This window comes from Sulfitobacter faviae, from assembly GCF_029870955.1.
Taxonomy (GTDB): domain Bacteria; phylum Pseudomonadota; class Alphaproteobacteria; order Rhodobacterales; family Rhodobacteraceae; genus Sulfitobacter; species Sulfitobacter faviae.
The window spans coordinates 682,106-700,071 of the sequence record NZ_PGFQ01000001.1 but is presented as its reverse complement, the minus strand read 5'-3'; the positions used below and the strand labels follow the sequence as shown (position 1 = coordinate 700,071).

22 protein-coding genes and 1 pseudogene are annotated in these 17,966 nt (G+C 62.6%); 16 read left to right on the top strand and 7 right to left on the bottom strand.

Annotation, left to right across the window (positions count from 1 at the left end):
* The first annotated feature begins 194 nt into the window (after positions 1-194).
* From CUR85_RS03790 to CUR85_RS03780, 3 genes are read left to right on the top strand one after another with little or no spacing between them, the layout of a single operon-like run.
* Complete coding sequence (locus CUR85_RS03790; protein ID WP_067262405.1) at positions 195-824, top strand: hypothetical protein; 630 nt, start codon at positions 195-197, stop codon at positions 822-824.
* A 53-nt stretch (positions 825-877) separates the two neighbouring features.
* Positions 878-2,224, top strand: a complete 1,347-nt coding sequence (locus CUR85_RS03785; protein ID WP_067262403.1) for a flagellar hook-length control protein FliK — start codon at positions 878-880, stop codon at positions 2,222-2,224.
* Positions 2,225-2,235: 11 nt separating this feature from the next.
* Positions 2,236-2,904 carry a flagellar hook assembly protein FlgD gene (locus CUR85_RS03780; protein ID WP_067262400.1) on the top strand — a complete coding sequence of 223 codons (669 nt, stop codon included), beginning with the start codon at positions 2,236-2,238 and terminating at the stop codon, positions 2,902-2,904.
* Positions 2,905-2,923: 19 nt separating this feature from the next.
* Here the strand turns inward: CUR85_RS03780 and CUR85_RS03775 are convergent, their stop codons facing one another.
* The 5 genes and pseudogenes from CUR85_RS03775 to flgF form a co-directional block, all read right to left on the bottom strand.
* On the bottom strand, positions 2,924-3,502 hold the full coding sequence (locus tag CUR85_RS03775) for a hypothetical protein (RefSeq protein WP_136720408.1): 579 nt from the start codon (positions 3,500-3,502) through the stop codon (positions 2,924-2,926).
* 80 nt (positions 3,503-3,582) lie between these two features.
* A complete protein-coding gene (locus tag CUR85_RS03770) occupies positions 3,583-4,353 on the bottom strand; it encodes a flagellar basal body L-ring protein FlgH (protein ID WP_067262396.1) in 771 nt (256 codons plus the stop codon).
* The gene (gene flgA, locus CUR85_RS03765) at positions 4,350-5,009 is read right to left on the bottom strand and encodes a flagellar basal body P-ring formation chaperone FlgA (protein WP_067262393.1); all 660 of its coding nucleotides are present in this window, start codon (positions 5,007-5,009) and stop codon (positions 4,350-4,352) included. The genes CUR85_RS03770 and flgA overlap by 4 nt, the downstream gene beginning before the upstream one ends.
* Positions 5,009-5,793 (bottom strand): annotated as a pseudogene (gene flgG / locus CUR85_RS03760) (flagellar basal-body rod protein FlgG). Before flgG ends, flgA begins: the two are co-directional and overlap by 1 nt.
* Before the next feature lie 32 nt (positions 5,794-5,825).
* Complete coding sequence (flgF, locus tag CUR85_RS03755; RefSeq protein ID WP_067262389.1) at positions 5,826-6,569, bottom strand: flagellar basal-body rod protein FlgF; 744 nt, start codon at positions 6,567-6,569, stop codon at positions 5,826-5,828.
* 190 nt (positions 6,570-6,759) lie between these two features.
* Here flgF and CUR85_RS03750 point away from each other — a divergent pair, with 190 nt between their 5' ends.
* The 7 genes from CUR85_RS03750 (at position 6,760) to CUR85_RS03720 (ending at position 13,403) form a co-directional block, all read left to right on the top strand.
* Positions 6,760-7,125, top strand: coding sequence for a hypothetical protein (locus tag CUR85_RS03750; RefSeq protein WP_280321780.1), 366 nt, complete (start codon positions 6,760-6,762; stop codon positions 7,123-7,125).
* On the top strand, positions 7,041-8,426 hold the full coding sequence (locus CUR85_RS03745) for a hypothetical protein (RefSeq protein WP_280321778.1): 1,386 nt from the start codon (positions 7,041-7,043) through the stop codon (positions 8,424-8,426). The genes CUR85_RS03750 and CUR85_RS03745 overlap by 85 nt, the downstream gene beginning before the upstream one ends.
* 98 nt (positions 8,427-8,524) lie before the next feature.
* Positions 8,525-9,379, top strand: a complete 855-nt coding sequence (locus CUR85_RS03740) for a flagellar hook-basal body complex protein (protein WP_280321776.1) — start codon at positions 8,525-8,527, stop codon at positions 9,377-9,379.
* The gene (locus CUR85_RS03735; RefSeq protein ID WP_280321774.1) at positions 9,376-9,792 is read left to right on the top strand and encodes a flagellar hook-basal body complex protein; all 417 of its coding nucleotides are present in this window, start codon (positions 9,376-9,378) and stop codon (positions 9,790-9,792) included. The genes CUR85_RS03740 and CUR85_RS03735 overlap by 4 nt, the downstream gene beginning before the upstream one ends.
* A 12-nt stretch (positions 9,793-9,804) precedes the next feature.
* Positions 9,805-11,220, top strand: coding sequence for a flagellar hook-associated protein FlgK (flgK, locus tag CUR85_RS03730; protein ID WP_067262382.1), 1,416 nt, complete (start codon positions 9,805-9,807; stop codon positions 11,218-11,220).
* Between the two features lie 7 nt (positions 11,221-11,227).
* Positions 11,228-12,289 carry a flagellin gene (locus tag CUR85_RS03725; protein ID WP_067262380.1) on the top strand — a complete coding sequence of 354 codons (1,062 nt, stop codon included), beginning with the start codon at positions 11,228-11,230 and terminating at the stop codon, positions 12,287-12,289.
* A gap of 13 nt (positions 12,290-12,302) precedes the next feature.
* Positions 12,303-13,403, top strand: a complete 1,101-nt coding sequence (locus CUR85_RS03720) for a flagellar basal body P-ring protein FlgI (protein ID WP_067262378.1) — start codon at positions 12,303-12,305, stop codon at positions 13,401-13,403.
* Here the strand turns inward: CUR85_RS03720 and CUR85_RS03715 are convergent.
* The gene (locus CUR85_RS03715) at positions 13,400-13,585 is read right to left on the bottom strand and encodes a hypothetical protein (RefSeq protein ID WP_280321771.1); all 186 of its coding nucleotides are present in this window, start codon (positions 13,583-13,585) and stop codon (positions 13,400-13,402) included. The genes CUR85_RS03720 and CUR85_RS03715 overlap by 4 nt on opposite strands.
* Positions 13,586-13,749: 164 nt before the next feature.
* Here CUR85_RS03715 and CUR85_RS03710 point away from each other — a divergent pair, with 164 nt between their 5' ends.
* The 6 genes from CUR85_RS03710 (at position 13,750) to CUR85_RS03685 (ending at position 16,900) form a co-directional block, all read left to right on the top strand.
* Positions 13,750-14,088, top strand: a complete 339-nt coding sequence (locus tag CUR85_RS03710) for a hypothetical protein (RefSeq protein WP_156505629.1) — start codon at positions 13,750-13,752, stop codon at positions 14,086-14,088.
* A gap of 107 nt (positions 14,089-14,195) precedes the next feature.
* Positions 14,196-15,134 (top strand): flagellin N-terminal helical domain-containing protein, encoded by a 939-nt coding sequence (locus CUR85_RS03705; protein WP_067262370.1) that lies wholly within the window; start codon positions 14,196-14,198, stop codon positions 15,132-15,134.
* Positions 15,135-15,239: 105 nt separating this feature from the next.
* Positions 15,240-15,644 carry a flagellar biosynthesis regulator FlaF gene (gene flaF / locus CUR85_RS03700; protein ID WP_067262368.1) on the top strand — a complete coding sequence of 135 codons (405 nt, stop codon included), beginning with the start codon at positions 15,240-15,242 and terminating at the stop codon, positions 15,642-15,644.
* 1 nt (position 15,645) lies between these two features.
* The gene (locus CUR85_RS03695) at positions 15,646-16,071 is read left to right on the top strand and encodes a flagellar biosynthesis repressor FlbT (protein ID WP_067262365.1); all 426 of its coding nucleotides are present in this window, start codon (positions 15,646-15,648) and stop codon (positions 16,069-16,071) included.
* The gene (locus CUR85_RS03690; protein WP_280321765.1) at positions 16,068-16,457 is read left to right on the top strand and encodes a DUF1217 domain-containing protein; all 390 of its coding nucleotides are present in this window, start codon (positions 16,068-16,070) and stop codon (positions 16,455-16,457) included. The genes CUR85_RS03695 and CUR85_RS03690 overlap by 4 nt, the downstream gene beginning before the upstream one ends.
* Positions 16,454-16,900, top strand: coding sequence for a DUF1217 domain-containing protein (locus CUR85_RS03685; protein ID WP_280321763.1), 447 nt, complete (start codon positions 16,454-16,456; stop codon positions 16,898-16,900). The genes CUR85_RS03690 and CUR85_RS03685 overlap by 4 nt, the downstream gene beginning before the upstream one ends.
* A 6-nt stretch (positions 16,901-16,906) precedes the next feature.
* Here CUR85_RS03685 and CUR85_RS03680 read toward each other — a convergent pair whose 3' ends face one another.
* Entirely contained in the window at positions 16,907-17,956 is a 1,050-nt protein-coding gene (locus tag CUR85_RS03680; RefSeq protein WP_067262359.1) for a flagellar motor switch protein FliG, read from the bottom strand.
* Positions 17,957-17,966 lie beyond the last annotated feature (10 nt).

Here is a 17,966-nt window from a genome sequence, read left to right as displayed (position 1 = left end):
CAAAAAAATGGCACGGTCTTGTAAAATTGTTGACGGTCAAGGTCTTGCGATCTAGACCTTATGTAATAATCGAGCACCGGGCACCCAAAAAACCTTTAAAAATCGCCCGGATAAACCATGGACAGAACGTCCTGAACGAGGCGGAAATGCAGGTAAACTCACTTATAGGTGGCATCTGGAAGGGTGCCTGCCACATGGATTCATCGGCCGATGGCCGTCATTTCAACATGCTGATCCGGGCGCTGATTCCGGTTCAAGCTTCGGTCTTCGAGATGCAGGATTGGGCCGGTCATCCGGTGGCAATGCCAGATTGCATCGAACCGATCCCGGGCATTTGCCTTGGCGATATCCTTGCCGAAGAACTCGACGCCGATGTGCCTTATGGCTCGCTCGTCGTTATTCGCAAAAGCGACAATTTCACCAATATCTCCCAAGCCGCCGGTGCGCTGGTGGGCGAAGTGCTGATCGGGATCATCGGGCGCGGCCTGTTCCCGATGATGGACGAAGACAGCGTTCTGCATGCTTTGGGGCAGGCCTACCATCACGCCGCCGAGGCGGATGAGCTGCTCAAGCTGGGGCTTGAACCTGCGGCCTTCCGCATGGGGCTAAGCGCGGTTCTGGGGCAGTACTGGGGCCGTCCGGTTGACAGTCATTCGGTCTTTGCAGCCCCTGCTGAGGGCGCGCAGCTTTCGCTGCGTGCGCTGACCGGGACAGAGACGCCCGTGACCCTTAACCAGTGGACCCTGCGGCTCAAAGCCCTCGTCGAGGCCCGCAGCGCACGCCGCGCTTTTGAAGATCAGCGCGGGAACGTGCGGATCTCCTGATCCTACAAGAGCCTTCGGAATCCCGCCGTGGATCCCAAGTTGGAGGACGTCAGATGATCGCTCAACTTCAGGCAGCACCTGCGGTGCCGAATGCCGCAGGTCTCGGGCAGCCCTCGGGGAAGGGGGCCGCCGAAGGCTTCGCCGCCCTGATGCAGGGGTTGGCCGGGCAGGGGGGCGTGTCGGAGGCGCAGGTCCAAGACCTGCAAGCCACCGCGCCAGAGGCGGAAGTCGCCCCCGATCCGCTGCCCGAGGACATCGACCTTGAGACGGCAGAGGGGCTGATGGCCCTGATGGATCACACCCTCGCCGGGTTGGAGGAGACCAGCCAGCCGATCACCCCGAAAGCCGCCCTCGCGGCATTTGCCGAAGCCTTGGGCGAAGCGCCGCCCGAAAACCTCGGCGCGCTGGAGGCGGTGGCGAATGTGGATGACCCCAGCCTTGAGGCTGCTTTGGAGGAGAGGATCGCCGGTGCCCTGCGCCTGCCCACCCCGGCGAGCCAATTGAGCATCGCCTCGGCCGCGCTGCCGGTTGTGGGACGTATGGCCATGGGGCAGGCCCAGCAGGGGGCGCGCGTGATGGCCTCCGAAGGGGCCGCGCCGGTGTTGCAGGCCGAAGGCAGCATCGAACAGAGCAGGCTCAAAGCCGTCATGCCGAGTGAGGGACCGGCCCCGAGAGCCGCCACCGTGGGGGCGACAGAACCGCCCCTAGCCGCCAAGGCCGAGAACAGCACGACCGCAGCCCCCAAGGTGGACTTGAGCATTGAAGCCGCAGACCCGCGCCTCACCGCTGCCGCCGAGCGTTTCAGCGCCGCTGTAGATGCCGCCAAGGTAGCCCAGCCCGGCACAAATGCCCCGGCGGCAGAGGCCGTCCTGCGCGAGGTCGCCGCTTTGACCGCGCCGCAGGCACCGCAGAGCGAGGGGCTACGCCTCAGCCCGGCCCAGCCCACGCCGGCCCCTGCGCCGAACCCTGCCGCCGCGCCGGAAGAACAGCTTCGCCAGCACGTCAGCCAACAGATCCGCAGCCTTGATACGGCGGACAACAAGCTGCGTTTCTCGCTCTCCCCCTACGGTATGGGTGAGATCGAGATCGAGGTGGTGCGCAGTGAGGCAGGGCGCATGCAGATCGCCATGACCACCGAAAGCGCCTCGGTCCTGAACATGCTGCGGCAAGACCGTGAGCAACTGCTGGACGCGCTGCAATCGCGCGGCATCAGCGCCGAGAATGCGGATCTCGATTTCCAGACTTTCGGCGACCGGGGCCGCAACGGCGGGCAACAACAGGGCCCTGCGTTCACCCAGACCACAGCACAGGCCGATGATGCGCAGGGCGGTGACGCCGCGCCCACGGCCCAGACCTCCAGCCCCCGCCTCGGCGCCGGGCAGCTAGATATCCTCACCTGAAAGGCGAGACCATGATCGACGCGACCACAGCAAGCACCCTGAGCACCGCCAACACTTCGGCGGCGGCGACCTCATCCGCTGAGCTTCAGGAAAGCTACAACAGCTTTCTCACCCTGCTGACGGCGCAGATTTCGAACCAAGACCCGCTGAACCCGGTGGATTCGACGCAGTTCGTCTCGCAATTGGCGCAGTTGACCCAAGTGGAGCAGAGCATCGCCACCAACGCGAGCCTTGAGCAAATCTCGACCATGCTTTCCACCGTGGGCGCAATGTCGGACCTGCAATTGATCGGGCGCGACGTGCTGGTGCCCTCGACCCAAGTGCGCATGACCGAAGATGAATTCCCGCTGAGCTATCAGCTCAACGCCGGGGCGGAGGAGGTGACCGTTCGGATCTTCTCCGAAGACGGCACCCTGATCCGCGAGATGCCCGGCCCCTCCACCGCCGAAGGGGAGGTGATCGACGTGGAGTGGAACCGCCTCGATTCCGTGGGCCTGCCGGTGCCGCCCGATACCTTCCGGGTTGAGATCACGGCGACGGATGCCGAGGGCAACGATGTGGGTGTCACCCCGCTGACCCGGTCCGAGGTGACGCGGGTGAACTTCACCGCCTACGGGCCGGAGTTGGAGCTGGATAACGGGGAATCCGTGCTGTCGAACGTGGTGCGTTCGGTTCTCTAAACCTGCGCTGTGGCGCGTGTCAGAGCCGCGCCACGTCTTGTTTGTAAAGCGATACGAACATCACATCATCGACGCCCTTATGCTCTTTGCTGATCAGATCCCGCAGCAGCCGCGACAGGGCTTCGCTGTCGATCGCCACGCCGCGCAGCACGGCGCTTTCGGCGGCTAGGTTCATCGCCTGCAAGAGCGAATCGCGCATCCGCGTCGCGTCTTCCACGCGGCGGTAGCGTTCGGCCAATTCCAATGACCCCATCTTGAGCGCGAAATCCGCGACCACATAAGAGACGCTGTTGGTCTTCTCGACCGGGATCGTCATCTGCCCAAGGCGCACCACCGTGCGGTCCTTGGCCAGTTCATAACCGTCCATCGGCGCGTGATCATCGCCCTTGGCGGATTTCTCACCTTTATTGCCATGGGCGTCTTTCTCGGGCGCATGGGCGGCGTCCTTTGCCGTCTCCTTTGCGTCATAAGCGGTCTTTTCATCACTCTTTGTCCCCGCCGCTTCGGCTGGGGCAGGGGCGAGGGCCAGACCGGCGCCATAGCCCGCACCCATGCAAAGCAAGGGGAGTGCTACGAATGCGATTGCTGCCTTTTTCATGTTCGACCTTTCCTGAGCTTTCGTCAGGTTTAACGGTCGATTGCGACGGCAATGGTCTCACTTTGTGACCAAGTCAGGAATTAATAGGGCAGGATCACATCCATCGCGTCTTCGCCGTAGCTGCGCTCTTGCGCGCGCGACAGCGTGCCTCTGCCGCCATAGGCGATGCGGGCCTCGGCGATCTTGTCGTAAGAAATGGTATTGTCATCGCGGATGTCGGCAGGGCGCACGATCCCGGCCATGCGCAGCTCGCGCAGCTCCTGATTAACCAATATTTCTTGACGTCCCGCGACGACGAGCGTGCCGTTTGGCAGCTTGTCGATCACCAAAGCGGCGACTTTCAGCTCGATCCGTTCATTGCGCGAAATGGCACCCGACCCGCTGGCCTCCGAGGCCGATCCGACCTCGACGATATCGCCGCTCGGCAGATCGGCGGCGCTGATTCCGGGCAGAATTGCGGCAATTTTCGCGCCATAGCCAAAGAATGTCGGGAATCCGACCGAGCTTGCCCCCTCGCGCTCACGGTCCGTCGAATTGCGCAGTTGTGCACGGTCGTCGATGGAGATCACGACCGTAACGATATCGCCGATGTCATCGGCGCGCTGGTCGGAAAACAGCGGCTGGCTGCGCGCGGTAAAGAGCGAGGCTTTGGCACTGCCGCGCCGGGGCGGCTCCATCGCGACGGCGGGCATCGGCACTTGAACGCGGGCGACCTCGGGGATGGCTTGGCCATCCACCACAATCGGGGAGGGCTGCGGATCGCGGTCGAAATGATCGGCGGTATCGCAGGCGGACAGGGCAAGGGCGGCGCCGAACATCAAGACAGAGGGGCGCGCGAAAGCGGTGGTCATCGTAGGATCTCCACGGTCCCTTCACCGGTGGCGATGCCGGTGACCGTTTTGTTGCTGACAAGGTTCACGATACGGATTTCCTGCCCCTCATGCGCATCATCAAGCGCGCGCCCGGGTGAGGAGAGGGCCAGAAGCCCGTCGCTGAAATAGATCTCCACCCGCTCGCCCCGGTTGATGACCAGCGGCTGGATGATGGATTGCGTCTGAATGGGCCGCCCCGGCGTCAGCACGCGGCGCACCTGTTTGCCGACGACCTCTTCCATATCCGTCATCACGTAGGCGCCGATCCGGCCCACGGGCAGGCGCATCACGGTCAGGTCGTCTTCCATGATGATGTCATCGGGCAGCAGGCGGGTGATGGGCACAGGGACCGGCATGGTGACAAGGGCATAGCCCGCGATGCGCTGCACCTCGCCCGTCTCAAGCACCGCATTGGTCAGAAACTTGCCGCTGCGCGGGTCCATCCAAAACTCGGCCAGCGTCAGCACCTCGTCTGCGGGGGCGTCCTTGACCGTGATCTCGAAGGCGCCCTCTTGCGGCAGGCTGTCGGCGTAGTCCACCCGCGCGCGTTCCTCGACCAATACGCCGATGGGCGCCGAGAGGGCAGGGCCCGTCAGCGCCATCAGGCCAAGGAAGAGGGCGGCGAGCCGTCGCATTAGCGGATTTGGTTCGCAGCCGAGAGCATCTGGTCTGCGGTCTCGATGGATTTGGAGTTCATCTCATAGGCGCGCTGCGCCGAGATCAGATCGGTGATTTGCTGGATGACATTCACGTTGGACGCCTCAAGATAGCCCTGACGGATCATCCCCGCGCCCGGATCGCCGGGGTTCACCACCTGCGCCTCGCCTGAGGCTTCGGTCGCCAGCAGGAAGTTGTTGCCCACCGGACGCATCCCCGGCTCGTTAACGAAGGTGGTCAGGTTGAATTGGCCCAGTTCCACCGGCACGGGATCATTCTCAACATAGGCCATGACGACGCCCTGTTCGTTGATCTCGACCGCCGTCGTGTTCTCGGGCACGACCATGCCCGGCTCGACGCGGTAGCCCTGCATCGTCACGATCTCGCCCTCGGGGAGAGTTGGAATGACCCGTCGCGCGTATAGGCGGTGCCGCCATCCGGCAGCGTGACCGAGAAATAGCCGCGCCCGTCAATGGCGACGTTAAGTTGGTTTTCCGTGGCCACCATGCCGCCTTGAGTGTTCAGCCGCACGGTGCCGGCGGTCTGCACGCCCATGCCGATGTCGATGCCCACGGGGCGGGTCGATCCGGCCTCTGAGGTGACGGCGCCCTCGCGCTGCATGGATTGATAGATCAGGTCTTGAAAGGCGGCGCGGCTGGCCTTGAACCCGGTGGTGTTCGCGTTGGCGATGTTGTTCGAGATCACATCGACATTGGTCTGCTGCGCCATCATGCCGGTCGCGGCGATGCTGAGTGCCTTCATTGTCTCGTTCCTTCCGTTCTACGGATGCCGGGTCAGACCGCCTGCGCGATCCGTTTGAGCGAGTCGCGGCGCAGGTCGTCCGCATTGCCCATCATGGTATTGGTGCGCTCATAAGCGCGCTGCACGTCGATCAGCCGCGTCATCTCGCGCACCGGGTTCACGTTGCTCAGCTCCAGCGTGCCTTGGCGCACCTGCACGGCTTCGGCCACGCCCGGTTTGGCGGCCCCCTCAGGTGCGACAAGCATGCCGCCACCAAGCCGTTTGTAGCTTTGAATCTCAGGAATATCGAAGACGCCGATCCGGCCCAGCGGGCCGGTCTCACTGCCCGAAATGGTGCCATCTTCGGAAATGTTGATATCGCCCATGCCCGCAGGGGGCAGTTGGATCGGCGCACCGCCCGCGTCGAGCACTTTGGCCCCCGACAGGAGCGTCAGATTGCCCTCAGGGTCGATCGCAAAGCTGCCGTCGCGGCCAAAGGCCTGTTGCCCGTCGGCGGTTTGATAGCTGAACCACCCCTCACCATGCAGCGCCACGTCCAGCGGGTTGCCGGTTTGCGACAGCGCGCCGGGGCGGGTGTCGATGTAGGAGCCGGTATCGCTGACGAAAGCCGCCTGATCGTCGCCAAGCGCAGTGTTGTCCTGCAATAGCGCCTCGAACACCACATGTTCGCCCTTGTAGCCCGCGGTGCTGGCGTTGGCGATATTGTTGGCGGTGATGTCGAGCTGGCGCTGGAGGGAAGTCGCCAGCGACATGCTGATATGGCTGGTTTCCGTCATAACGGGCCTCAGTTTGGGCAAGGATGGCGTGACATTATGAAGATCAGTGTGAAATAAAGAATGGATCTTTACAAGAATAAAGTGCATCTATTCATATAATGAAGCATCTGCACAACATTGTTCTTGGCCTGTCTTTGCTCTTGGCTCCGCCCGCGACGGCGGAGGGGGTGCTGTCTTTGCGCCTTTGTCCTTGGCTGAGCAGGGGGAGCAGGACTTTCTCGCCACGCGCGAAGCATTGATGACGCGGCTGGCAGAGGTCTCCGCGCCGGAGGATCCTGCGCGGACCGAGGTGTTGCTGGGGCTGGCGGAATTGCACCTTGCTTGGATGATGCGCCCCGAGGCGGCGGGCTTTCTGGAAGCGCTCGATGGCGAAACCCTCTCCGGCGATGCCGCGCGGCGGCACCGGACCCTGAGCCTCGCGCTCGCCCTGCTCGATGGGGGCGCGGGTGGCGATCTGGGGCAGGCGGTGTCATGGTCCGTCGGCTGGGGCAGGGGCAGGCCCTGCGGGCGGCGGCCTTTGCCCGGCTGGGCGCGGTGGCTGAGGCGGCGCGCTTGATGCCGCGCACTTTGGAAAGCCTCGCCGACCTGTCGCCAGCCATTCAAGCCGCCGTTCTGCCCGATCTGCTCGAAGCGGCACTGGAGGCCGAGGATTGGGAAGTGGCGCAGGCTTTGGCCGCGCAATTCCCCGACCATGCCGAGCTGCGCGATGGCCCCGCCTATCGCTACCTTCTGGCCCGCGCCTCCGAGGTGTCGGGCGATCTTTTGATGGCTTTCGATGGCTATGCCCAAGCCGCACAGGGCCGCGATGCCTATGCGCAGCGGGCGCGACTGGCCTTGGTCCGGATGGGGCGCGAGACCGAGACCCTGCCGGGACAAGACGCGCTGTCGCTATTGAAAACCGGGCGCTGGATGTGGAGCGGGGATGCCCTCGGGCGCGAAGGCGCGCAGCTTTTGGCAGAGGTTGCCGCAGAGCAGGGCGACACCGATACCGCGTTGTGGGCGCTGCATAATTTGCTGCGCACCGCCCCTGAAGAGGAGGCCGGGGCGCTGCGTGCACAGGCGCGGGCGATCTACGGTGCCTTCTATGCCGAGGGGGCGGCGGGGGAGATCGACCTCGGGCCTTTCCTTGAAGGGCACACCCGTATCAGCGCCCGCTGGCGTTTCGATCCGGGCTTTGTTGGCCATGCCATGGCCGTGCCGCAACGCCTGCTGGATACCGGGATGACCGCCCTCGCTGCGCGGGAGTATCGCGCCCTGCGCGAAATGGCCCAGACTTTGGAGCGGGGCGGGGCGACTGCCCCCGATGCCAGCCTTATGGCGCGCTTGCGGCGCGGCGAGGCGCGTGCGCTTTTGGCAGGTGGGCAGGCGGATGCGGCAGTTGACCTGCTCAGCGGCTATGCCGACGATCAGGGCGCCGAGGCCGAAGCGCTTTTGGTCGAAGCCTTGGCGCAGGCGGGCCGGTCGGATGAACTCGCCGCCCTGCGCCTGCGCGCCCAAGACATGGACCTGCGCCGCAGCCGCGCGGTGGCCCTCTACGAGACCGGCAAATGGGGCGCTGCACGGCACGCCTATCTTGAGATGTGGGAGGCGCACCCCCAGCAGTTTGCCTTTGCCGATGCCACCCGCCTGACCCTCGCCGCCTATCAGGCGGGCGACAGTGCCACGGTCGCAAGGGCCGCCACGGCCTTCCCCGCGCTGGCCGACCTGCCCGGCTGGGCCGAGATAGCCACGGGGCTGGGCGCGCGCGCCGCCGAAGAGGGGCCGCTGGGATCAGACGTGATGCGGCTGAGCATGGAGAGCGCGGATCGTATCCTAGATGCCGTGACCAAGGTGACGGACGTCAAGGAAAGTCAGTGACATAAATATCAAATACAAATTTTATTCTTGCTTTGGCCATGCAGAATCGGCTTTCTCATGTATAAATCAAGAATAACAAGAACGAGCAGGATCAAGTCATGAGCATTACAAGCGCCCTTCAGATCGGGGTCAGCGGGTTGCAGGCCAACTCCTCCCGCGTCCAGAACATCTCGAGCAACATCGCCAACGCCAATACGGTTGGCTACCGGCGGACCTTCTCGGAATTCGTGACGCAGAACACCGGGTCGACGCAGGCGGGGGTGCTGACGGATGTGCGCGCCGATATCTCGGCCAATGGCAATATCATGGGCACGGGGCGCTCGACCGACTTGGCGGTGCAGGGTGACGGCTTCTTCGTCGTCTCGCGCAACCCCAACGATCCTGTCGAATCCAACTACTACCTGACCCGCGCCGGTTCCTTCACCCCGGATCAGGACGGCAACCTGCGCAACTCGGCGGGCTATTTCCTCTCGGGCTTTCCCACGGATGCCAGCGGCGCCACGGGCAGTGTCAGCAGCACCAGCTACAATGACCTCAGCACCGTCAATGTGGCGAGCTATCAGGTCCAAGGCACGCCCAGCACCCGCGTTGGCGTTTCGGGCAATGTCCCCGCACAGGAGACCGGCGCTGGCACCACCGGCACGGCCTTTGAATCCACCCTGCGCTATGTGAACCAACTGGGCGGCAGCGATGCGCTGAACCTGTCTTGGACACCGGGGGCCACGGCCAATGAATGGACTGTTAACATCAGCGATGAGGCGGGCAACAACTACGGCGATGCGATGGTGAATTTCACCGACAGCGGCGTCAATGCAGGCAGCCCGGCGAGCTACACGCCCGGCACCCTCCCGATTGATCCCGCGACCGGCGTGGTGACGTTGCAAATTAACAACGGCGGCACCCCCCAACCGCTTGAGATCGACTTCGGCGCGCCCGGCACCTTTGAGGGATGACCCAATTCTCGGGCGACTACACGCCCCCGGCCTTTTCGGATGACGGCACCGAGACCGGCAGCCTTGAGCGGGCCGAGATGAGCGACAGCGGCATCCTTTACGGCGTCTTCGACAATGGTCAGCGCCGCGCGCTGTTCCAAGTGCCGCTTGCCAATGTCGCCAACCCCGACCAGATGCGATCGGTCGACGGCAACGCCTATGTGGCGACCCGCGATTCCGGCGCGGTGAGCATCGGCAACCCGATGTTGAACGGTCTGGGCAGCATCAACAGCGGGGCGCTCGAAGGCTCCAACGTGGATATCGCGGAAGAGCTGACCGACCTGATCCAGACGCAGCGGGCCTATTCCTCCAGCGCCAAGATCATCACCACCAGCGATGAGATGCTGAGTGAAACGCTAAGCATCAAACGCTAACCCGGTGCATGAATGAGCATCTCATCTGCCTTTAGCATTGCCCGCAGCGGGCTGAGCACGACAGAGGGTCGCGCCAACCTTGTTGCGGGCAATATCGCCAATGCGCAAACCGAAGGCTACGTCCGGCGCGAGGCCGCGCAGGTCACGACCAACGGACAAAGTGGCACGGTGGAGCTGCGCATCGCGCGGCAGGTGGATGAACGCCTTGCAGGCATGTCGCGGAATGCTTCGGCTGAATTGGGCCGCGCCTCTGCCACCAGTGAGATACTCGGCAGCTATCTGATCACCCTGGGTGAGCCGGGCGATGAAGTCTCCCCTGCCGCTCGTCTGGCGGAGTTTCAGGCGGGGCTCGACCTTCTGGCCAACAACCCCTCCGACCCCGCCGCCCAGAACGACCTTTTGTCGCGCAGCGAGACCTTGGTGCACAGCATCAACGAGGCCGCCATCGGGCTTGAGGCCAGCCGCGCGCAGGCCGGTGACAGCCTTGTGGCGAGCGTGGCCGAGGTGAATGCGGCGCTCTCGGATATCGCCGCGTTGAACGAACGTCTGGCCCTTGCCGGGACCGATCCCACCGGCACCAGCGGGCTGATGGATGAGATGAACCGCCGCCTTGATGCTTTGGGCAGTCAGATGGATTTCCAAAGCCGTTGGGAAGCGGATGGAACGCTGACGCTGCACACCACCGGCGGCACGGAATTGGTCCATGGCGAAACCGCCGTGCGGCTGAACGCCAACCCCGAGACGGGGCGGCTGATGGCCGGGGACATCGACATCACGCCAAACAGCGCCACCGCGCGCGGGTCCGACAGTGGCCGCCTTGCGGGGCTGAGCGGGTTGATCGCCAATGACCTGCCGCAGATGAAGCTGCAATTGGATGAACTCGCCCGCGGGCTGGTGCAGAGTTTCGAGGCCGCAGATGCCTCCGTCGGGGCCGGGCAGCCGGGGCTTTTCACTGATGCAGGCGGGGCTTTCGATCCGGCGCAGTTGGACGGGCTGGCCGGGCGGCTTGCGCTCAATGACAGCGTCCAGCCCGACAAGGGCGGTGCGCTTTGGCGGCTGCGCGACGGTGCCGGTGCCACATTCCCCGGCGAGCCGGGCGACACCACGCAGTTGAACGCCTTTGTCGACGTGCTTGAGACGGGCATGGCTTTTGACGCGGCCACGGGCCTCAGCACCAATGCGCGTTTGGGGGATTACGCCGCCGATCTGGTCAGCCAACAAAACGTGCTGCGGGTGGGGGCAGATGGGCAGGCCGAGACGGCGCGCGTGCGGCTCATCACCTTCGAGGACAACCGCAGCAGCATCGAGGGCGTGAACGTCGATACCGAACTGCAAAAGCTGCTGGAGATCGAACAGGCCTACGGCGCGAATTCGCAGGTGCTTACCAGTCTGAGCGATATGCTCGACACCCTTTTGGCCAGCGTGTGAGGATAGGATGACCGAGATTTCCCGCACCGTCTCCACCGCTTTGCAAAGCCTGCGCCAGCGCGAACAGACCAGCCGCCTTGCCGCTGAGATCTCGGATGTGTCCAAAGAGGTGACGACCGGGCTGAAGGCCAACCCCTATGACGATCTGGGCCACCGCTCTGCCGATGCCATCGCCATTCGCATGCAGATCACCCGCAACGATGGTTTCCTGACCTCCAATGCGCTTTTGGACCGCCGTTTCCTCGCCGTGGAAACATCGCTCGGGGCTATGCGCGACGTGGGCCAAGAGGTGCTTGAGCAAGCCTTCACCGCCGACAGCGCGGGCGGGCTTTCGACGACCTATCTGTCGCAGGCGGCGCGCACGGCGCTTGACCGGGTGTTGGAACGTGCGGCGGTCAGCGACAGTTCCGGTTTCCTGATGTCCGGCACCCGCAGCGACACCAACCCGCTGCAAGCGTGGGATGAGATCAACCCGCGCACCGGCGAATCCCCGGCCATTGCGGTGGATCACATGATCGGCGGCCCTCTGACCGATGTGGCGGATGTGCAGCGCGCCATCGATGACCTCAAGGCGGGCTTTGGCGACAGTTCGGTGTTCTTCAACCATAATTTCGAGAACACCTTTTACAACGGCGCGCCGTCGGGCAATCCGCCGCTGACCTCGCGCACCTCAGAGACGCAAACCCTCACCCAAACCGCCCAAGCCAATGACCCGGCAATCCGCGATCTGATCCGCGGTCTGGCCATGCTGAGCGCGGTGAACCCCAGCGACATCCCCGATGAGGCCGCCCGCGATGCGTGGCTAACCGAGGCCCGCAGCGCCATCGGCGCGGGGCTCGAAGGGCTGACCGATCTAGAAACCCAGACCGGCCTGAAACGCGCACAGCTCGCTGATACGATCGCGGCCCAAGAAAGCCGGGCGCTGTTTCTGGATGGGGAGGTGATGAACCTCGAAGGGGTTGACCAATATGACACGGCCACCCGTCTGACCCAATTGCAAAACCAACTCGACTCCAGCTTTGCCATCACCGCGCGGCTCTCGCGCCTGTCCTTCCTGAACTACCTCTAACCGGAACCGCCCCATGAACGCCTTGTTTAAACTCTTGCTGATCGGCCTCACCTTCGCGCTCGCCGCGCCGGCGGCAGCACAGGTGCGGATCAAGGATATCGTCACCGTCGAGGGAGTGCGGTCGAACCAATTGGTCGGCTACGGGCTGGTCGTGGGGCTGAACGGCACGGGCGACAGCCTGCGCAACGCGCCTTTCACCGAACGCGCCATCGAAGGCATGCTAGAGCGGCTCGGCATCGGCAACCTGACCGAAGATCAGATGCGCACGGCCAATACCGCCGCCGTCATGGTCACCGCCTCCCTGCCGCCCTTCGCGCGGGCCGGTAGCACCATCGACGTGGTGGTCTCCTCCTTGGGTGATGCGTCATCGCTGCGCGGCGGCACGCTGATCGTCACCCCGCTGACCGCGGCCGATGGTGAGATCTACGCCGTGGCCCAAGGCCCGATCGCCGTCGCCGGCTTCGCCGCACAGGGGCTGAACGCCTCCATCGTCGAAGGCGTGCCCACGGGCGCGCGGATCGACAATGGCGCCATCGTCGAGCGTGAGGTTGACTTCGACTTTAGCGAAATGAACAGCATCAAACTGGCCCTGCGCAACGCCGATTTCGTCACCGCACAGCGGGTCGAGGCCGCGATCAACCAAGCCATGGGTCCGGTCGCCAAGGCCATCGATTCGCGCACCATCACCGTGTCGGCCTACGGCAAGGGATCGCTGATGGAGACGATGGCCCTGATCGAACCGCTGCAAGTCCAGCCTGATCAGGCCGCCAAAGTGGTGATCGACGCGCGTTCAGGCACCATCGTCATCGGCGCCAATGTCCGCATAGACCGCGTCGCGGTTAGCCAAGGCGGGCTGACCGTCACCGTCCGCGATGATTTCAACGTCAGCCAGCCCGAATCGCTGTCCATCGGCGGGACCACCGTAGTGGTCCCGAACTCTTCGGTCGGCGTGGAAGAGAAAGACGCGAAATTCGCCGTCATCGACGGGTCAGTCAGCCTGCAACGGCTGGTCGATGGGCTGAACGCCATCGGCGTCGGCGCGACCGAGACGATTTCAATCCTTCAAGCCATCAAGGCGGCGGGCGCTCTGCATGCCGACCTTGAGATCATCTAGGGGCAGGTCTTGGAATTCGCATCTTTCCCAATCCCCGCGCCGACCCCGGCGGCCAAACCGGCAGCACCGCAGGCCGATGCCGTCACCGCCGAAAAGGCGCAGGAGTTCGAGGCCATGTTCCTCGGGCAAATGGTCGATGAAATGCTCTCGACCGTGGACATCGGCAGCTTCGGCGGGGGCATGCCGAAGAGACTTGGCGCAGCTTTCTGTCCAACGCGATTGGCGAAAGCATCGCCGAGCAGAACAGCACCGGAATCGCCCGCACAATTGAGACCGCCATGCAGCGCTATCAAACGGGGGCCAACCGATGAGCGATCCGCGCAAAGCACTCGCCGCCGTTGACGCTTTGGGCAATCTGCTGCGCCGCGAAATCGCCGCAGTCGAGGGCGGGGCGTTCAATCAACTGGTCGAATTCGCCAGCGAAAAGGCCCGACTCACCGCCGTGCTGGAAGAGCAACTCAGCCAAGATCCCGAGGCGGTCAGCAAAGATAAATTGCGCGATCTGAAAGATCTGATCGCGCGCGATCATCACCACCTGCAATTGGCCCGCCAAGCCGCGTCAGAGATGATCTCACAGGTTTCCCAAATCCGGGAAAAGCACAGCATTGCAGGCATTTACGGCCGAAGCGGTGCGAAACGTGACAACCGCGCAACACTGATGACAACCGTGGACAAAAGTTTCTGAATTGCCTCAATGTTGCCAGTTTTTCGCGTAAAAACGTAATCAAGCGGGTTCGCCCCGCAGTTGTCAGAAAGACGACATAACGAACTAGAATAGTCTGGAATAAGAATATGTCTTCGATCAACACAAACACATCCGCAATGAACGCTCTGTCGACTCTGCGGAGCGTCAATTCGAGTCTGAATCAAACGCAGGACCGTATCTCGACCGGCCTGAAGGTCGGCTCGGCCAAAGACAACGCCGCATACTTCGCCATCTCCGAAACGATGAAGGGCGACAGCGGCATGACCAAAGCCGTAAACGAGAGCCTGACCCTGACCAAGAACTCGCTGGCCACGGCGCGTGTGGGCGCGGAAAGCGTAAAAGACTTGGCCAACCAATTCTCGGAGCGTGTGGCCTTTGCGCAGAGTGGCGATGCCACTATTGACGACATCTCGACCGAACTGGCCGAAATCGTTAAGCAAATGGGCACTTCTATCAGCCAATCAACTTTTAACGGTGACGATCTGGTAGCAGCAGGCGACACCATCGCGACAACTGCGGTTGTTGACGGCACGACCGGTGCTATCACCACCGATGCTGCAACGACCAATGGTGAACGCAGCCTTACCGTTGTAACCGGCATTAGCCGTTTGAACGACACCTTTGCCACCACGAACATGACAGTTTCGGGTGTGGATCTGAAAGAAATCCATAACGAATTCAAAGCTATCTCGGATAACTTGAAGACGAACTACGACGCGCTGACGACAGATGCCGCAAAGCAAACATATCTGGAGAATACGCTGGAAGAGGCTCAAGGTCTGCTGGCTCGTTCGGTCTCGGCAGAAACCACTTTGGGCGTTGCTGAAAAATCTATCGAAAACCAGCAAGAGTTCCTGACCAAGCTCTCCGACAACCTCGACTCCGGCGTTGGCGCGATGGTTGACGCCAACATGGAAGAAGAAGCCGCCCGTCTTCAGGCGCTTCAGGTTCAGCAGCAGCTGGCATCGCAGTCCCTGTCGATCGCAAACCAGGCACCGCAGAACATCCTGAGCCTGTTCCGTTAAGGATTAGGGTTTTCGGGGCCAGAGCCTAGTGCTCTCGCCCCGATCCAACCGCCTCAGAATTTGCGGTTGGCAGGCAGCAAACGATAAAAACAAGGAAGAATTCCTATGGGGCTGGCAGCATACAAACGAACAATTCGCGAAAGCGAAACCCCGCGGCAGATCGAGCGCCGCATCCTGAGCCGCGTCACACATGACCTTGCCGAGAAGGGCCAGGGCTTTGATGCGACAGACGACAAGAGCGAGCGGTTGAACATCCTCGCCTCCGGTCTGCGCGACGCGATCTATGAAAATCAACGGTTCTGGTCGGCTCTGCGCTTTGACCTGTCTGAGCCGGAAAACAAGATGCCTGACGGGCTGAAAGCCTCGCTCATTTCCATCGCGCTTTGGGTGGACCGTCATAGCACCGCGCTGATGGCAGGCGAAGGCCGTTTGGCGGGTCTTGTCGAGATCAACGGCAATATCGCCGCCGGTCTGGCCGGGCAGGCCGCCCCGCAGATGCAGGAGGTGTAAGATGCTGAAACTCACCCTCCGCCCCCGCGAACGTGTGGTCGTGAACGGCTGCGTCATCCGCAACGGCGACCGCCGCCAAGCGCTGACGGTCGAGAATCGCGCCGACATCGTGCGCGAATCCGATCTGCTGAAGCCGGACGCGGAATCCACGCCCGTCTCCAAGGTCTACTTCTTGGTGCAGACTGCGCTGATCCGTCCCGACACCCGCGACCAAATCATGCCGATGATCCAGCAGGGCTTGGCCGATCTGGCCTGTTGCTTTGGCGCAGACATGCGCGCCCGGATCATGGAAGCGGCGAATTTCGTCTCCATGGCCGATTTCTACAAAGCAATGAGCGAGCTGCGCGCGGTGCTCAAATACGAGACCGAACTCATGCAGCTTCGCCCGGTGCCGCCCGCCTCTAGCCATGAGGCCGCGCACGCATGATTTCGCTGGGCGGCATGGGCACGCAGGTGGCGGTCAAACTGTTTGACGCAACGCGCGACAAACAGCTCGACCTTGCCGCCAGCAACGCCCTGAACGCCCGGCAGATCGAAGCCTTTGAAGAGCGTATCGGCAGCATCTCTTCCCCGCAGGAACTGATTGCCGATACGGAAGTCTATACTTTCGTCATGCGGGCCTTCGACCTCGAAGATCAGATCTTTGGCAAGGCGATGATCCGCAAGACGTTGGAAAGCGATATCACCGACAGTTCCGCGCTGGTGAACCGCCTCAGCGACCCCAAGATTCGCGACATGTATCTCACTTTGGGCTTCACGCCCGGAGGGGCAGCAGCGAGAACCTTGATAAGGTCGATTGGCAGGCCGAGATGATCGAGCGTTTCAAAGAACGTTTCGTGCTGAACGAGGCCGGAGAGGACAACGAAGGCGCGCGGATCGCCTTGGAGTTTAAAGCTAAGGCCGCTGAGATCGACTCATGGCTCGACGTGCTGAAGGACGAAGACCTCGGCAAATTCATGCGCCGCGCCCTTGGTGTGCCGGATGAGGCGATTCAAGTCGATCTCGACCGTCAGATCGCGCTTTTTGAGCAGAAGTTCGACATCGAAAAGCTGCAAGACCCGGCGGAGGTCGACAAGCTCGTCTCGCGGTTCTCGGCGATTTACGATGCGGTCGAAGGTGTCTCTTCGTCGTCGAGCACGGTGCTTTCGCTGATGCAGGGGGCTGTCTCGATCGGGCAGGGCGGCAGCTTTACGGCAGCGACCATCGACATCCCCACGATCACCGGCGGCTATAGCGCGTCGAGCGTCTACCGCTGACCCCCTTTACTCGATGAATTCGTCGTCATCGGCGGCCGAGGGCAATTCGATCACCCCTTGATCGGCAAGGCTCTTAGCATATTCCACCATGGCGGCCTGTGCCGCGCGCACGTCGCGGCCCCGGACCGGGCCGGTGGCGGCCATCTCGTCCATCAGCATCTGACGCGAGCGTTGCGGCAGGCATTCCATCAGGTGATCGCGCTGCTCTTTCTTGGCGCCGCGCATCGCCATCGGTAGGGTCGCCCCATCGAGCCCGCGCATTACCTGCGCCAAGTCCTGCATCGGCAGTTTGAACAGGTCGTCAAAGACGAACATGCGCTGTTTGATGGCTTGGAAAGCGTCCGGAATACGCGCGTCCAGCGCGCCGGAAAGCTCATCAAAGGCCTGCACATCCAACTGGTTGAACAGATCCGCCATGCGCTGATGCGTCTCGACCGAATTGGTATGCATCGCATTCGACAGGATATCCTGTTTCAGCGTCTCTTCGATCTGCTGCATCATATGCAATGGCACGGCCTCCATCGCGATCATGCGCTCGGCGATGTCCTGCATCCGCTCAGGACCCAGCAGCGGCAGCACCTTGGCGGCTACGCCGGTGTCGACGTTGTTGAGGATCGCCGCGGCGGTTTGGTCATGCTCGCCCTTGAGGTAATTGGCGATCACCGTCTCATCCAGCGCACCAAAGCCGCGCCACATGGCGTTCTCCCGCTCGCTGTTCTTGAGGCCTTCCATGATGCTGCTCACCTGCTCTTCGGGCATGAATTTGCGCAGCATGGATTCCGCCGTCGACAGCGACCCCACGACCGAACCGGTGCCGCTGACGACCTTTTGGGTGAACTCTTTGAGCACATGTTCCACCACCTCTGCCGGGATCGGGCCAAGGCGGCTCATGGCGCTGGTGATACGCTCGATCTCGGCGGTGCCAAGCTTTTGCATCAGTTTCGATCCGGTCTGCTCGCCGAGGCAGAGAAAGGTGATGGCCGCCTTGGTCGGACCGTTCAGATCCTCCACCGTGATGGGCTTTCTGCGGGATTTGGAAAGGGCATTGGTCGACATGGAGAAATCC

What these genes read in the sequence shown, in the direction of transcription:
- CUR85_RS03790 (WP_067262405.1), top strand. Translation starts at nt 195, where the DNA reads ATGGATTCATCGGCCGATGGCCGTCATTTCAACATGCTGATCCGGGCG.
- CUR85_RS03785 (WP_067262403.1), top strand. Translation starts at nt 878, where the DNA reads ATGATCGCTCAACTTCAGGCAGCACCTGCGGTGCCGAATGCCGCAGGT.
- CUR85_RS03780 (WP_067262400.1), top strand. Translation starts at nt 2,236, where the DNA reads ATGATCGACGCGACCACAGCAAGCACCCTGAGCACCGCCAACACTTCG.
- CUR85_RS03775 (WP_136720408.1), bottom strand. Translation starts at nt 3,502, where the DNA reads ATGAAAAAGGCAGCAATCGCATTCGTAGCACTCCCCTTGCTTTGCATG.
- CUR85_RS03770 (WP_067262396.1), bottom strand. Translation starts at nt 4,353, where the DNA reads ATGACCACCGCTTTCGCGCGCCCCTCTGTCTTGATGTTCGGCGCCGCC.
- flgA (WP_067262393.1), bottom strand. Translation starts at nt 5,009, where the DNA reads ATGCGACGGCTCGCCGCCCTCTTCCTTGGCCTGATGGCGCTGACGGGC.
- flgF (WP_067262389.1), bottom strand. Translation starts at nt 6,569, where the DNA reads ATGACGGAAACCAGCCATATCAGCATGTCGCTGGCGACTTCCCTCCAG.
- CUR85_RS03745 (WP_280321778.1), top strand. Translation starts at nt 7,041, where the DNA reads ATGGTCCGTCGGCTGGGGCAGGGGCAGGCCCTGCGGGCGGCGGCCTTT.
- CUR85_RS03740 (WP_280321776.1), top strand. Translation starts at nt 8,525, where the DNA reads ATGAGCATTACAAGCGCCCTTCAGATCGGGGTCAGCGGGTTGCAGGCC.
- CUR85_RS03735 (WP_280321774.1), top strand. Translation starts at nt 9,376, where the DNA reads ATGACCCAATTCTCGGGCGACTACACGCCCCCGGCCTTTTCGGATGAC.
- flgK (WP_067262382.1), top strand. Translation starts at nt 9,805, where the DNA reads ATGAGCATCTCATCTGCCTTTAGCATTGCCCGCAGCGGGCTGAGCACG.
- CUR85_RS03725 (WP_067262380.1), top strand. Translation starts at nt 11,228, where the DNA reads ATGACCGAGATTTCCCGCACCGTCTCCACCGCTTTGCAAAGCCTGCGC.
- CUR85_RS03720 (WP_067262378.1), top strand. Translation starts at nt 12,303, where the DNA reads ATGAACGCCTTGTTTAAACTCTTGCTGATCGGCCTCACCTTCGCGCTC.
- CUR85_RS03715 (WP_280321771.1), bottom strand. Translation starts at nt 13,585, where the DNA reads ATGCCCCCGCCGAAGCTGCCGATGTCCACGGTCGAGAGCATTTCATCG.
- CUR85_RS03705 (WP_067262370.1), top strand. Translation starts at nt 14,196, where the DNA reads ATGTCTTCGATCAACACAAACACATCCGCAATGAACGCTCTGTCGACT.
- flaF (WP_067262368.1), top strand. Translation starts at nt 15,240, where the DNA reads ATGGGGCTGGCAGCATACAAACGAACAATTCGCGAAAGCGAAACCCCG.
- CUR85_RS03695 (WP_067262365.1), top strand. Translation starts at nt 15,646, where the DNA reads ATGCTGAAACTCACCCTCCGCCCCCGCGAACGTGTGGTCGTGAACGGC.
- CUR85_RS03690 (WP_280321765.1), top strand. Translation starts at nt 16,068, where the DNA reads ATGATTTCGCTGGGCGGCATGGGCACGCAGGTGGCGGTCAAACTGTTT.
- CUR85_RS03685 (WP_280321763.1), top strand. Translation starts at nt 16,454, where the DNA reads ATGATCGAGCGTTTCAAAGAACGTTTCGTGCTGAACGAGGCCGGAGAG.
- CUR85_RS03680 (WP_067262359.1), bottom strand. Translation starts at nt 17,956, where the DNA reads ATGTCGACCAATGCCCTTTCCAAATCCCGCAGAAAGCCCATCACGGTG.